Source organism: Paenibacillus piri (assembly GCF_004354045.1).
GTDB lineage: Bacteria > Bacillota > Bacilli > Paenibacillales > NBRC-103111 > Paenibacillus_S > Paenibacillus_S piri.
The window spans coordinates 232717-245514 of record NZ_SMRT01000001.1 but is presented as its reverse complement, the minus strand read 5'-3'; the positions used below and the strand labels follow the sequence as shown (position 1 = coordinate 245514).

The following is a 12798-nucleotide window of genomic DNA, read 5'->3' as shown; positions in this document are numbered from 1 at the left end:
AAACGGTCTTTTAGCAAGCATACCACTACTTGGAATGAAGCAGCAACCATCTGATGTTAATATGCCCCGGGCTGTCTGCCGGATTTCAGCAATATCGCTGTTACCGGCAGCTTATGCCCCGCCGCCGTCCGTCGCGACTGAACGATAAGCGGTCGTTGACTGTAAGGGCGCCAGCCTGCTTAAGACTGCTTTTTATCCGGGTCTGTTCCATCCACCAGCTTGTCATAACGGCTGTACCGGCCGTCGACTTCCTCCGCCATTTCCCGGTACTGTCTCGTTTCTTCCACTACCGGGTCGATCTGCGCCTGAATACGGATTTCCGTTTTGATCGGCAGCCGTTTGCGGATCGCTTTATCGGCTTCCTCCGTCTGCATCTCGCCTTCGGTCAGCTTTTTTACCAATTGTTCTTCCAGCTCTCGCGCATCCAAATGTTCCAGCCTCCTTCAATCCATTTCATCTGTATTCTTTACTATCATACCCCGCTGCAGTTATAAATTTCAAACTTAAGCAGCCGGCGCCCCGCGGTATAAACGGCAGCGTCTTGGCACAGGATAAAACAGGTTGCATGAACTTGCAGGAGGCGGTGATTCCTATGAAAAAAGCTGACGATTTCCGCGAACAATCGAACGCGGCCGAGCCGGAGCAGCTTAACCGTTTGAACGATCCGTTCGATCAAGCGCCTACCGATATGATCAGCGAGGCGGTCGGCGAGATGATGGACAACATCGAAGAAGCGTTTACGGACGGGCAGGACGAAGATAGCCGGTAACGCCTGAGCGGCGCACAATATAATGATGAATCCCAATGCAATGTACAACGATTTCGGCGTATCAATAATTCCCATTTATGGATGATTAAATTGTAAAAACCGAGTTCATTATCGATTCAATTGCTCCATCGTCAACCCGTCTAAAAGCCGGTTATAATGCGAGGCTGCCAACCGGTTTCCTTGTCCGGCGGCCTCTTTTCCAATAAATGCGTGTTGAACGCTTTGTACTCTCCCCCTATAATGGAGTACCGAAAGGGGAGATACACAAATGAAGAACTGGAAATGGATCAGCTTCCTTTTAGTATTTTGCCTCTTGGGTATTGGCGGGGTAGGTAATCAGGAAGCCCGCGCAGCGGCTGTACTCAAGCCGGGAAGCGTAAGCGGCGACGTGTGGGATTTGCAATTCCGATTAAAGCTACTGGGCTATTATCAACAGCCCTTGGACGGCAATTTCGGTTATAAAACGCTTGATGCCGTCAGCAAATTTCAAAAAAATTACGGCTTATCCGTGGACGGTTATGCCGGTAACGATACATGGGCCGCTCTTAAAAAGTATTCGTTAAACCGCGCGGAATTAGACATCATGGCGAGAGCGATTTATAGCGAAGCGCGCGGCGAATCTTATGAAGGACAAGTTGCCGTCGGCGCCGTTATCATGAACCGGATTCAGTCCGATAAATTTCCGAATACGATTGAAGGCGTCGTCTTCCAGCCGGGAGCATTCACGGCGGTCGATGACGGCCAGTTTTGGATGACGCCCGATGCGACCGCATATAAGGCGGCCCAGGACGCTGTACGCGGATGGGATCCGACCTATGGTTCGCTTTATTATTTCAACCCGCGCACGGCTACGAGCAAATGGATTTGGTCGCGGCCGCAGACAACCCAGATCGGCAATCATATTTTTGCCATGTAACGAATCAAGCCTTCGAAACCCGTTAATTCAAACGGGCCGAAGGCTTTTTTCCTGCATATAAATCGTTGGAAACCTCGGGGCATATAAAAGCAAATGCAGATGAATATTTCGTTCCGATTCCCGACATGCTACAAATACGCAGCTTCTAGCCCAATCCGGAAGCTTGCGTCATTTTCGTTACGGTTGTTCGATATCTTGCCGCGCCGGCTTCGTTACATCCGCCTGCTTTAACAGCTCGCCTTTTTCCCAGCTTGAGAAATGGTCCTCCCATACGACATGGTACAAACTTTCTCTAACCTCCATAATAATACCCCTGGCCCCGTCCGGCGAAAATACGACATAGTCCCCGATTTTTAGCAAGCCGCTCACCCCAGTCTGAATACGATTCCATGACCACCTTTTGGGTATTCCCATTTAATGTTTTGGTGCGGGCAGCCGATGCGGCAGCTTCCGCATTCATGACAGCCCTCGTAGCCGACATGCATCCGGATATTTTCCCATTTGTACACTTCGGCCGGGCAAAAAATCGTACATATTTTATCCGGGCATTTGGTCGCGCAAATATCGGCGTCCAGCACCGTAAGATGCGACTTCGTATCCGCATTGAACCGAAGCAGGTACTGCTTCTCTTCGATTGTCTGGGCTTTCGCTTGATCGCTCATTATTTCATCACCTTCCATGCCCTGTACATGTCGCGGGCGATTTTCAGCTTCTCCTTGACCGTACCGATGTCGCGCCATATTTTTTTCTGCTTCTCCCGTTTGGATGTGCCGTCCACCGTAAACATTTGACTGGCCGCCCGGTTCATCATCGGGATGTACTGGTCGAAATATTGCGGGAATTTATCGAAATGATGCGTTGAATCCTTATACTTTTTCAAATCCTGGCCGACGAAGCTTTCCATTAGCCGCTTGCGGTAATGATCCAGCATCGTCTCGGAATAATCGCCGGCCTGCTTTGCCAACGCAATCGTTTCGGCTGCCAGACGGCCCGACGTCATGGCCATATTCGAGCCTTCCCGGTGAATGGCGTTGACGAGCTGCGCAGCGTCCCCGACAACGAGCACTCCGGCCGCCGCCACTTTCGGCATCGAATAATAGCCGCCCTCCGGGATGAGGTGGGCCAAATATTCCTGGGGCTCGCTTCCTTGCAAATAGGGGCGAATCATCGGATGGTTTTTGACATAATCGAGCAGTTCGTACGGTTTCAGTTTATGCTTGATAAGGCCCGAGAGTAAGGTGCCGACGCCTATGCTCAGCGTATCTTTATTCGTGTACAAAAATCCCGTGCCCAATATCCCTTTGGTCGCGTCGCCGAACAGCTCGATCGTACAGCCCTGGTTCTCCTCCAGGTTGAACCGGTCCTCGATCACCTTGCGGTCCATCTTTACAATCTCCATCGTCGCCAGCGCCACTTCATCCGGCTTGAACTCTTTATGGAACCCGAGCGACTTCGCCAGCAGCGAATTGACGCCGTCGGCCAGCACGACGACATCCGCATACAGGTCGCCGTCCGGCCGGTCGGTCCGTACGCCGACCACGCGTCCGTCCTCCGTGATGCACTCCAGCACGACCGTCTCATTGATCAGCAGCGCGCCCTGGTCGACGGCTTTTTGCGCAAACCATTGGTCGAATTTGGCGCGGAGCACCGTAAAGTTGTTATACGGCTCCTGTCCCCATTCCAGCCCCTTATAGCCGAAAGTTACCGCTGATTCTTTATCCAGCATCATAAAGCGCTGCTCCACAATCGGCCGTTCGAGCGGGGCTTCCTTATAAAATTCGGGAATGACATCCTCCATCATTTGGCGGTACAGCACCCCGCCCATTACGTTCTTGGAGCCCGGGTATTCGCCCCGCTCCAGCAGCAGCACCTTGACCCCGGCTTTAGCCAGCTCGTAGGCACAGGCGATGCCCGCAGGCCCCGCCCCAACGACAATACATTCGAATTTATCCGGCATGCCCGTCTTCCTTTCCGTGAAGAACATCGTTAAATTGTTCAATCAGCATAGGGACGATCTCGAATGCATCGCCAACTATGCCATAATGACAAGCTTGGAATATTGCCGCCTCCGGATCTTTATTAATGGCAATAATCAATCCTGAATTTTGCATGCCGACAAGATGCTGGATAGCGCCCGAAATGCCGATCGCAAAATATATTTTCGGCGTTACCGTCACTCCCGTCTGGCCCACCTGATGGTGATGCTCGATCCATCCGGCCTCCACCACATCCCGGCTGCCTCCGACGGCAGCCCCCAATACGCCGGCGAGCTGGTGAATGAGCTGAAACCCGCCCGGGCTCCCGAGGCCTTTGCCGCCGGCCACGATCACATCGGCTTCGTCGATGCGCACATGCTTGACGGTATCCTTGACAATGTCGAGCACCTTCGTGCGCACCTCATCCTCCCGCAGCGGAATCGATTCCGCTATCAGCCTGCCGCGGCGTCCCGACTCGGGAGGCAGCGCTTTCATCACCTTCGGGCGAACGGTCGCCATTTGCGGCCGGTACTTTTTGCACAATATCGTCGCCATAATATTTCCTCCGAATGCGGGTCGGCTGGCCAACAGCAAGCCGGTATCCTCCTCGACATCCAGTATCGTCGTATCGGCCGTCAAGCCGGTCGGCAGATCGGTCGCCACCGCGCTGGCGAGATCTTTACCCGTAGAGGTTGCGCCGTACAATATAATTTCCGGCTTATACTTTTGCGTACAGGCAAGCAGCGCTTTCATAAACGTTTCGGTGCGGTAATGTTTGAAAATCGGATCGTCATACAAGTAGACGACATCCGCCCCGTACTCGAACACCGTATCCGCCAGCGTGCCGACCTGATCGCCGATGACGACTCCCGCCAGCTCCGCGCCTCTTTTGTCCGCCAGCCTTCGGCCGGCACCCAGCAGCTCCAAGGATACCGGCGCAATATGCCCGTCCTTCTCTTCAATAAATACCCAAACACCCCGGTAATCGTCGAATTCCATCAAACGCCACCCCTAGCCTGGAACAATTCTTTTTTCTCCATGACAATGTCCAGCAGTTTTCCGACCTGCTCCTTTGCCGCACCTTCCAACATAGACCCGCCCTGCGGCTTTTGCGGCGCCCAAACCGATGAAACGATCGTCGGCGAGCCTTTTAGCCCAAGCTGCGTCCTGTCCACATCCTCCAAATCGCTAACAGACCAAATATGCGGCTGGTAAGATGCCGCCTTGATCATGTTGGGCATGGGAGAATACGGAACTTCGTTGATCTCCTTTTCGACTGAAAACAAACACGGCAGCGTCGATTGAACGACCTCGTACCCGTCCTCCAGCTTGCGGTGCACAACGGCGTACCCTTGCTCCTTGTTGATCTCTACGACCTTCTTGACCGACGTAAGCGGGGGCATATCGAGCCTGCGGGCGATTCCGGGACCTACCTGACCCGTATCTCCGTCGATTGTCATTTTGCCGCATATGATGAGGTCCACCGGTTGAATTTTCGCGATTTTGTCGATCGCCTTCGTTAAAGCATAGCTCGTGGCAAGCGTGTCGGCCCCGGCGAAAGCGCGGTCCGAAATCATATACCCCTCGTCGGCGCCGATCTCGATGCATTTTTTGATCGCTTTGACCGCGGGGGGAGGTCCCATCGTAAGTACAGAGACAATGCCTCCGTATCTTGTTTTGAGCCGTACCGCTTCCTCTACCGCATGAGCGTCGTACGGGTTCAAAATCGCCGGCGCGCTGGCTCGGTCCATCGTATTGGTCTTCGGGTTCATCTTGATGATCTTCGTATCCGGCACCTGCTTGATGCAGGCAACAATATGAAGCATCTCCAGCACCTCTTTACTCTGTAATCCGAAATGGTTGAATATTACAGTATATAAGGAAAATATAGAGAACATGCCTTTTTTGCCTGATTTAAACGCCGTGTCGATTGAACGCCTTGTCCGCAACCGCGGAGCGCCCGGCTGTAACCGTCAAGGATCCTTTTGAATATGAGTAATTAATAGGAAAAGCATACCCCCTCTCTTCTTCCAACGATCATCTTATGTAAAGGGGAGATTTCGAATGGATATTTTAAAAGAATTGGAACGATTCGGATGCGAGCAGCTCGTGATATGCCGGGACCCGGCCAGCGGATTGAGCGCTGTGATCGCCATCCATAATACGAAGCTGGGTCCCGCGCTCGGTGGATGTCGGATGTGGCCGTATGCGTCGGCGGAGCTTGCCGTCACCGACGCGCTGCGGCTCGCCAAGGGCATGACATATAAAGCCGCCGTATCCGGTCTGCGGTATGGCGGCGGGAAGGCCGTCATTATCGGCGATCCGGCTACGGACAGTAAAGAAGCGCTGTTTCGCGCGTTCGGCCGTTACGTTCAGCATTTGCAGGGCCGGTATATTACCGGGATCGATTTGGGGACGACGGTACAGGATATGGATTGGATTCAGATCGAAACGGAATATGTGACGGATGTCACCGGCTCCCTTGGCTCTTTCGGCGAATATACGGCCGAAATGACCGCTTATGGCGTGTTCCTTGGCATCAAAGCTTCCGTAGGCAACGTGTTCGGCTCGGAGATATTGAAGGATATGACAGCCGCCGTTCAGGGTCTCGGGAAGGTCGGCTTTTTTCTATGCAGGTATTTGCATGAAGCCGGCGCACAGTTGATCGTGACCGATATTCACGAAGGCAGGCTGAATCGGGTTGTAAGTGCTTTCGGCGCTCGGGCCGTGGCCCCGGCGAAAATATACGGGCAAGTATGCGACGTGTTCGCACCCTGCGCGCTTGGCGGAGTCATCAATGATCAGACGCTCGCGCTGCTCAAATGCAAAATTGTCGCGGGCGCGGCCAACAATCAGCTGGCTGAGGAGCGGCACGGCGACGCGCTGCACAGCCTCGGCATCCTGTATGCGCCCGATTATGTGATTAACGCCGGCGGCATCATTACAACGGCGGCCGACCTGGAAGGCTACGACGCGGCTTATGCGAAGCAGCGCGTCGCCCACATTTCCCGCACGATCGCGCGCGTATTTCATACGGCGGAAGCTCAAGGGATCGCTCCCTCCGCCTCCGCCGACCGGATGGCGGAGGAGCTGCTGGGGAAGGCCTGACGCGCGATGCGGGTTGGCGGGAAACGGGTAGCGGCACATCCCCCTTCTCTGGCGTACCCGGTAACGTCTCTCGTGTCCATAAGAACTGCAAAAGGACAAAACCGCAGCAAATAACGCTGCTTATGAGACTGTCGATTTGTATAGAAACAAGGCAAGCCGTTCCAATTGAAAAGTTGCCTTCCTACGCTCAGACATCTTGTTTTAAATTCCTTGATTATAAAAGGATTAGCGGTTTGGAATTTAAAGCCAAAACTCGCGGAAGGCAATCTTTTCACTTTCCACTTCTGGTTTCCACAGTTAATCGACAGCCTCCTTATGTCTATTACGCAAACAAAAAGACCGCGGCGCACCCCGGCATGCTTGGGCAGCTATGGCCCAAGCATACCGGGGTATATCCGCAGTCTTCGTATGCTCGCTTGCAGCTCGCCCAGGCAGCCTGCCGGGCCACATGGCGTCTGATCGTCCCGCCATGGGCGCAATTAACGCGCTTCAGCTTTCCGCACAGCGGTGCGCTTGGCTCCGGGGCAGACGGCGAAGCGCTATTCGTCCAAGCTGCTCTGCTCGATCCACGCCGTGCATTTCGCTTTCATTGCCGTCAGCGACGATTCTGCCGCCGCATGCTCCGCCTGAAGCTGCCGGGTGACGGACCTGATCTGATGAAGCGCCTCCAGCACTTGATCGTGCGCGTTTTGGATGCGCCCTTGGACGACCCAATCGACAATAAGCCCGTCAAACCAATAATCCGCCAGCTTCAGCAGACCGCTGATATCGATATGGATATCGACACTGCGATTTAAGTCGGCCAGCTCGCTGTGGAACCGCTGCATCAGCCGGTTGGCGTTGGAAATGTACTGCTTCGCGTCATCTACGTGGCCATGCTTGATATGCGTGCTGATCATGCCTCCGCCGCCCCACATATCCCACTTCCCCCAATTTTCAGCCTTGTCCAGGCATGCCGACGCATCCTCGAGCGCTGCCAGCACGCTCCGTCCGGCCGACAACGCTTCCCCGATTTCCATCACGTGCACGCTCTGGTCGGCAATATTCTCCTCCATTCGCAGAAGCTGGCCGGAGGAGTACGGGGCGGTACGCAAGGCTTGCACCTTTTCCGCCATCAATGCGTCGTATTCTTGTTCCGCACGGCCGTAATCCGCGAGATCGTTTCCAATCCCGATCAACTCCTTCTCCATAGCGGAAAGCGCCTGTCTCGCCTCCTGCAGCTTAAGCGCGGCCGCGAGCGCCTGCTGGCGCTCCAGCTCGAGCTGTTCTTCCTTGGTACGCAAAATCGTATGAAACAGATTAGCCAGCGACAGCCTCGTCAAGTTATCGACATCGAGCTGTTCGGATTCCAGCTCCACCTCCAAGCGAATAATAAGCTTATCTTGTTCCCGTATTGCTTTCTGCAGCTCGCCCTGCCTTCGTTCCGCCTTATACAGCCGGAATTTGCGTTCCTTCGCTTCCATTATGCGGCGGCGCAATTCATCAGACATGCCGTTATCCTCCGTTTCATGGTTTGTATCATCATGATCGTTCGACCTTTCCTTTTAATACGCTCCGGGAGCGGGCACAGTTGCGACGGATGCAATTTTTGGGCCGACAAAAAAACAACGGGATCATCGAAAAAGACTCGATCATCCCGTTGTGCACGACCTGACGCAAAGCGATATCCGGACAGCTTGTGCCGGATGCGGACGCCGCTGATTTGCGAATTTTCGTGTTTACCTGTCTGCCCGTCGAAACGGGATTGTCGCGAAGCCGGCCGGCATCATTTTGCCGCTTCGGTCTGTTCAATGGCCGCCAATACTTCCGCGACATGCCCATCAACCTGTACCGTACGCCATTCTTTCACCAACACGCCCTGTTCGTCAATGAAGAACGTCGAGCGATCGACTCCGTAAAACTGCTGGCCGTCCCGCTCTCTCAGCTTCCATACCCCGAACAGATTGCAGACCTTCTGATCCACATCCGACAGGAGCAAAAACGGAAGACTGTATTCCGCAATAAACTGATCGTGGGATGCAATATCATCGGGGCTTATGCCAATAATTTCGGTGTTCAACCCGGCAAACCGGCCGTTAAAATCTCTGAATTCGCATGATTCCTTGGTGCATCCGGGAGTCATATCTTTCGGATAAAAATAAATGACGACTTTTTTTCCTCTGAAATCGCTCAACGCAACTTCCTTTCCGTTCGTCGCCGGCAGCCTGAAATCCGGAACGGGTTGATGGACTTGGACATTGGACATCGTTCATTCCTCCTCATTGGAAAAGCCTACCTGTATCGTCTATGATTGCCGCGGCTTAGTCAAGCGAATTCGGATGCTTTCCAGCATGATTTTAATTATTTGTTGAATTAATTATTTAACCATTCTAGTATAACTAGTATATCAGTTAATCGATTTATAAATCGAAAGAAGCGGGTGAACCTCTGATGGAACAATTACGTCAAGGAAAAGTATCGAATCGCGATTATGCTTATGAAATCGTGAAAAGTAATATTTTAAATTTAAAATTGGAACCGGGTACGATGATTTCCGAAAAAGATATTGCCGAGAAGCTGCAAGTGAGCCGTACGCCTACTCGCGAAGCTTTTATTAAATTGGCCGAGGAAGATCTTATCGTTATTTATCCGCAAAAAGGCTCGTATGTATCATTGATCGATCTGGATCAGGTTGAGGAAGCCCGATTTGTAAGACAAAACATGGAGGTAGCGGTCCTTAAGCTCGCATGCGAGACGTTTACCGAAAACGATCTGCTCGAGCTGGAAGCGATTGTATCGCAGCAAAAGATATACAGCCAGCATAAAAATCATGAGAAGCTGCACGAATTGGACGAGCTGTTTCACCAAACGATTTTTGTTAAATGCGGTAAACAGCGGACATGGTCGTTCATACAACAAATGCTCAGCCATTACAAACGTTTCCGAAACCTGGTGCTTGCCGTTTATTTTGATTGGGAAACGATCATTTTACAGCATACCCGAATTATCGAGCATATAAGCGCCCGCAATTTCGAAATGGCCGAGCAAGAGCTCAGGCAGCATGTTAAATCGCGGTTCGAGAAGGAAGATCTGCTGCAGAAATACCCGAATTATTTTAAAGAAGCAACTGCGGCAAATCACTTGACCTTATGAAGTAAAGCGAAGACCCTCAAGAACTAAAAGAAAGGTGATTTTATGGCTTCCAGCTGGATTGACAAAAACATTCGCCATATCTTTTCGCTCCCTGCAGTATTATTTGTTGCGCTCATGGTTGTTTTTCCGCTCGTGTATACGGGATGGATCAGCTTCCATGAGTGGAGCATGTCGGGCACAACCCCGCCGAAATGGGTCGGATTCGACAACTACATGTACCTTTTGAAAGATTCAAGGTTTTGGATTTCGGCTTGGCATACGCTTTATTATTCATTCGGCGCAGTCATTGTTGAAGTTATTTTCGGAGTGCTGATTGCCGTTTTGCTCAATCGGAACTTCGCTTTCAAAAATGTTGTGAAAACGCTGTTTTTGCTGCCGATGGTATCGACTCCGGTTGCGATTGCGATGGTATGGATGCTCATTTACGAACCGACAGTAGGCTTTGCTAATTATATTTTAGGAAAAATAGGGATTTCCCCGCAGTTATGGCTGACTTCCTCGGATACGGTTCTTCATTCTTTAATGATCATCGATATATGGGAATGGACGCCGATGGTCACGCTGATCGTGCTCGCTGGAATGACAACGCTTCCCCATGAGCCTTACGAGTCAGCTTTAGTGGACGGGGCGACGCGCTGGCAAATGTTTTGGAAAATTACGATACCGATGCTTGTTCCGACCATTATTGTCGCCATGCTTCTCCGAATGATTGACGCTTTGAAAACGTTCGACATCATCTATGCGACAACGCAAGGCGGACCCGGAACCTCGTCGGAAACGCTTAACACTTACGGCCGTATTTACTGCCTATCGACGAGAACGGCAGCCTACTATGAGGAGGTATGATTCTGTATGACGCATTTGAATACATTGCAATCCGATCGGTTAAAGATCAAAATTTATGAAAGCCGCCAATCGTTGGGGCAGGCTGCCGGAGCCGAGGCCGCTGCCAGGATCAAGGAGCTTCTGCAGGCGAATGGGCATGTTCGGATTATTTTTGCCGCAGCGCCGTCACAAAATGAATTTCTGGAGACGTTGTCCAAGGACGAAGGCATTGACTGGTCGAAGGTGACTGCATTCCATATGGATGAATATATCGGATTGGCTGACGATGCTCCGCAGCGGTTCGGCTTGTTTTTAAGGGAACGTTTGTTCGATATTGTGAAGCCGGGAAACGTTCATTTGATCGACAGCAATACGGATGGCGAGCTGGAATGCAGGCGGTACGCCGCTCTGCTGCAGGAAGCTCCGATCGATATCGTATGCATGGGGATCGGTGAAAACGGCCATATCGCTTTTAACGACCCTCCGGTAGCCGATTTTCAAGATCCGGCGGTTATTAAAGCAGTTGAACTGGATGACGCATGCCGCCAGCAGCAGGTGAATGACGGTTGTTTTCCGGCGTTTGATGCGGTTCCGACCCATGCGCTGACGCTGACGATCCCCACCTTGCTGTCCGGCGCCCATTTATTTTGCATGGTTCCGGGAAAAACGAAACATAACGCAGTAAAGCTGACGCTGAACGGACCGATTACAACCGAATGCCCTGCCTCCATTTTACGTACGCATGCCGACTGCACTTTATTTGTGGATACAGATTCTTACGGAGACATTAAATGAGCGGCCATCCGCAGCAAATAGACGGCATTCACATTCTAACCGGCGAGCCTATTCGCCTATGGATCGATGCCATGGGGCAGATTGCAAAGACGGAACGGCTGACGCTTCAGCCGAACAACAAGCTTGACTGGCTTGCACCGGGGCTTGTCGATCTGCAAATCAACGGACATGGCGGAATCGATTTGAATACACCTGCTCTTACGGTACAGGCTGTGAAGGACATCACCCGCAAGCTGTGGCTGGAAGGGGTTACTACGTTTTGTCCTACGATTATTACCAATAATGATGATGCTATCGAGCAGATGGTACGCACGATCGCCGAAGCTTATTCATCGGACCCGCTCATCGCGCGGAGTATTGCCGGCATTCATCTGGAGGGCCCGTTCATTTCCCCGGAGGATGGAGCGCGGGGAGCTCATGGCAAGCAATACGTCAAGGCGCCTGATTGGGAGCTGTTTCAACGATGGCAGCATGCCGCGGGCGGCTTGATCCGAATCGTAACGCTATCGCCGGAATGGGACGGAGCTTACGAATTTATCGAAAAATGCGCGCGGAGCGGAGTCATCGTCTCCATCGGACATACGGCCGCCTCTCCCGAGCAGATCGGGCGGGCGGTTGCCGCTGGCGCAAGGATGAGCACTCATCTGGGAAACGGCGCTCATCTATGGTTGCCGAGACATCCCAACTATATTTGGGAGCAGCTTGCGCAAGAGGCGTTATGGACATGTGCGATCGCGGATGGCTTCCACTTGCCCGCCTCCGTTTTGAAAGTATTTATGAAGGCAAAGGGCGAGCAGCTGATGCTCGTTAGCGACGCCGTATATTTAAGCGGCTTAGCGGCGGGGGAGTATGAGACGCACATCGGCGGTACGGTTGTCTTGTCGCCGGAAGGCAGACTGCATATGGCCGACAATCCCGGGCTGCTCGCAGGCTCGGCGCAAATGCTGACATTTGGCATAGACTATTTGGTGCGCTCCGGGCTTTGCACGGAAGGGCATGCTTGGGAGATGGCTTCTATCCGTCCTGCGCGGTTCATGGATTTGCCGGTGCAGCACGGGCTGTCCGTCGGCGCTCCGGCGGATTTGGTTTTATATAACCGGCAAGACGGCCGCATCTCGATGCAAACCGTTATTAAAAACGGCCATAGGGTCGAATGCGGGGATCCAGGATGACCTTCAGCAATCTGCCGGATGAAGGCAAAATGAAGGGAGCCGCGAAACCCCCACTCCGATACGAAATTGCATGCCAAAAGCCGCTTCCATCCTCATTGATATAGT

The 12798-nt window shown here is 52.5% G+C and carries 15 protein-coding genes; 7 read left to right on the top strand and 8 right to left on the bottom strand.

Features of this window, described 5'->3' with window-relative positions; genetic code table 11:
* Positions 1 to 179: 179 nt before the first annotated feature.
* Positions 180 to 428: a hypothetical protein gene (locus E1757_RS01030; protein ID WP_133224965.1), complete on the bottom strand. Its 249-nt coding sequence runs from the start codon at positions 426 to 428 to the stop codon at positions 180 to 182.
* Between the two features lie 164 nt (positions 429 to 592).
* Here E1757_RS01030 and E1757_RS35630 point away from each other — a divergent pair, with 164 nt between their 5' ends.
* Together E1757_RS35630 and sleB are read left to right on the top strand one after the other, a co-directional pair.
* A complete protein-coding gene (locus E1757_RS35630; RefSeq protein ID WP_165971899.1) occupies positions 593 to 769 on the top strand; it encodes a hypothetical protein in 177 nt (58 codons plus the stop codon).
* A 268-nt stretch (positions 770 to 1037) separates the two neighbouring features.
* Positions 1038 to 1685, top strand: a complete 648-nt coding sequence (gene sleB / locus E1757_RS01025) for a spore cortex-lytic enzyme (protein ID WP_133224964.1) — start codon at positions 1038 to 1040, stop codon at positions 1683 to 1685.
* Between the two features lie 177 nt (positions 1686 to 1862).
* Here the strand turns inward: sleB and E1757_RS01020 are convergent, their stop codons facing one another.
* From E1757_RS01020 to E1757_RS01000, 5 genes are read right to left on the bottom strand one after another with little or no spacing between them, the layout of a single operon-like run.
* Positions 1863 to 2045 (bottom strand): hypothetical protein, encoded by a 183-nt coding sequence (locus E1757_RS01020; RefSeq protein WP_133224963.1) that lies wholly within the window; start codon positions 2043 to 2045, stop codon positions 1863 to 1865.
* 5 nt (positions 2046 to 2050) lie between these two features.
* The gene (locus E1757_RS01015) at positions 2051 to 2365 is read right to left on the bottom strand and encodes a ferredoxin family protein (protein WP_133224962.1); all 315 of its coding nucleotides are present in this window, start codon (positions 2363 to 2365) and stop codon (positions 2051 to 2053) included.
* Complete coding sequence (locus E1757_RS01010) at positions 2347 to 3642, bottom strand: FAD-dependent oxidoreductase (protein ID WP_133224961.1); 1296 nt, start codon at positions 3640 to 3642, stop codon at positions 2347 to 2349. Before E1757_RS01010 ends, E1757_RS01015 begins: the two co-directional genes overlap by 19 nt.
* Entirely contained in the window at positions 3632 to 4660 is a 1029-nt protein-coding gene (locus tag E1757_RS01005; RefSeq protein WP_133224960.1) for an electron transfer flavoprotein subunit alpha/FixB family protein, read from the bottom strand. The genes E1757_RS01010 and E1757_RS01005 overlap by 11 nt, the downstream gene beginning before the upstream one ends.
* Positions 4660 to 5487, bottom strand: a complete 828-nt coding sequence (locus tag E1757_RS01000) for an electron transfer flavoprotein subunit beta/FixA family protein (protein WP_133224959.1) — start codon at positions 5485 to 5487, stop codon at positions 4660 to 4662. Before E1757_RS01000 ends, E1757_RS01005 begins: the two co-directional genes overlap by 1 nt.
* Before the next feature lie 238 nt (positions 5488 to 5725).
* On the opposite strand from E1757_RS01000, the gene E1757_RS00995 reads away from it, so the two are divergent.
* Positions 5726 to 6769: a Glu/Leu/Phe/Val dehydrogenase dimerization domain-containing protein gene (locus E1757_RS00995; protein WP_133224958.1), complete on the top strand. Its 1044-nt coding sequence runs from the start codon at positions 5726 to 5728 to the stop codon at positions 6767 to 6769.
* A gap of 539 nt (positions 6770 to 7308) precedes the next feature.
* On the opposite strand, the gene E1757_RS00990 is transcribed toward E1757_RS00995, so the two are convergent.
* Both E1757_RS00990 and E1757_RS00985 read right to left on the bottom strand, forming a co-directional pair.
* On the bottom strand, positions 7309 to 8259 hold the full coding sequence (locus tag E1757_RS00990) for a hypothetical protein (protein ID WP_133224957.1): 951 nt from the start codon (positions 8257 to 8259) through the stop codon (positions 7309 to 7311).
* A 275-nt stretch (positions 8260 to 8534) separates the two neighbouring features.
* Positions 8535 to 9014 (bottom strand): peroxiredoxin, encoded by a 480-nt coding sequence (locus E1757_RS00985; RefSeq protein WP_133224956.1) that lies wholly within the window; start codon positions 9012 to 9014, stop codon positions 8535 to 8537.
* A gap of 185 nt (positions 9015 to 9199) precedes the next feature.
* On the opposite strand from E1757_RS00985, the gene E1757_RS00980 reads away from it, so the two are divergent.
* The 4 genes from E1757_RS00980 to E1757_RS00965 are packed head-to-tail and all read left to right on the top strand — an operon-like array spanning position 9200 to position 12693.
* Entirely contained in the window at positions 9200 to 9901 is a 702-nt protein-coding gene (locus E1757_RS00980) for a GntR family transcriptional regulator (protein WP_133224955.1), read from the top strand.
* Between the two features lie 42 nt (positions 9902 to 9943).
* Complete coding sequence (locus E1757_RS00975; protein ID WP_133224954.1) at positions 9944 to 10747, top strand: carbohydrate ABC transporter permease; 804 nt, start codon at positions 9944 to 9946, stop codon at positions 10745 to 10747.
* A gap of 6 nt (positions 10748 to 10753) precedes the next feature.
* The gene (locus E1757_RS00970; protein ID WP_133224953.1) at positions 10754 to 11521 is read left to right on the top strand and encodes a glucosamine-6-phosphate deaminase; all 768 of its coding nucleotides are present in this window, start codon (positions 10754 to 10756) and stop codon (positions 11519 to 11521) included.
* Positions 11518 to 12693: an N-acetylglucosamine-6-phosphate deacetylase gene (locus E1757_RS00965; RefSeq protein ID WP_133224952.1), complete on the top strand. Its 1176-nt coding sequence runs from the start codon at positions 11518 to 11520 to the stop codon at positions 12691 to 12693. The genes E1757_RS00970 and E1757_RS00965 overlap by 4 nt, the downstream gene beginning before the upstream one ends.
* The last annotated feature ends 105 nt before the right edge of the window (positions 12694 to 12798 follow it).

Coding starts and splice junctions, on each gene's coding strand:
- E1757_RS35630 (WP_165971899.1), top strand. CDS start 593: ATGAAAAAAGCTGACGATTTCCGCGAACAATCGAACGCGGCCGAGCCG.
- sleB (WP_133224964.1), top strand. CDS start 1,038: ATGAAGAACTGGAAATGGATCAGCTTCCTTTTAGTATTTTGCCTCTTG.
- E1757_RS01015 (WP_133224962.1), bottom strand. CDS start 2,365: ATGGAAGGTGATGAAATAATGAGCGATCAAGCGAAAGCCCAGACAATC.
- E1757_RS01010 (WP_133224961.1), bottom strand. CDS start 3,642: ATGCCGGATAAATTCGAATGTATTGTCGTTGGGGCGGGGCCTGCGGGC.
- E1757_RS01005 (WP_133224960.1), bottom strand. CDS start 4,660: ATGGAATTCGACGATTACCGGGGTGTTTGGGTATTTATTGAAGAGAAG.
- E1757_RS01000 (WP_133224959.1), bottom strand. CDS start 5,487: ATGCTTCATATTGTTGCCTGCATCAAGCAGGTGCCGGATACGAAGATC.
- E1757_RS00995 (WP_133224958.1), top strand. CDS start 5,726: ATGGATATTTTAAAAGAATTGGAACGATTCGGATGCGAGCAGCTCGTG.
- E1757_RS00990 (WP_133224957.1), bottom strand. CDS start 8,259: ATGTCTGATGAATTGCGCCGCCGCATAATGGAAGCGAAGGAACGCAAA.
- E1757_RS00985 (WP_133224956.1), bottom strand. CDS start 9,014: ATGTCCAATGTCCAAGTCCATCAACCCGTTCCGGATTTCAGGCTGCCG.
- E1757_RS00980 (WP_133224955.1), top strand. CDS start 9,200: ATGGAACAATTACGTCAAGGAAAAGTATCGAATCGCGATTATGCTTAT.
- E1757_RS00975 (WP_133224954.1), top strand. CDS start 9,944: ATGGCTTCCAGCTGGATTGACAAAAACATTCGCCATATCTTTTCGCTC.
- E1757_RS00970 (WP_133224953.1), top strand. CDS start 10,754: ATGACGCATTTGAATACATTGCAATCCGATCGGTTAAAGATCAAAATT.
- E1757_RS00965 (WP_133224952.1), top strand. CDS start 11,518: ATGAGCGGCCATCCGCAGCAAATAGACGGCATTCACATTCTAACCGGC.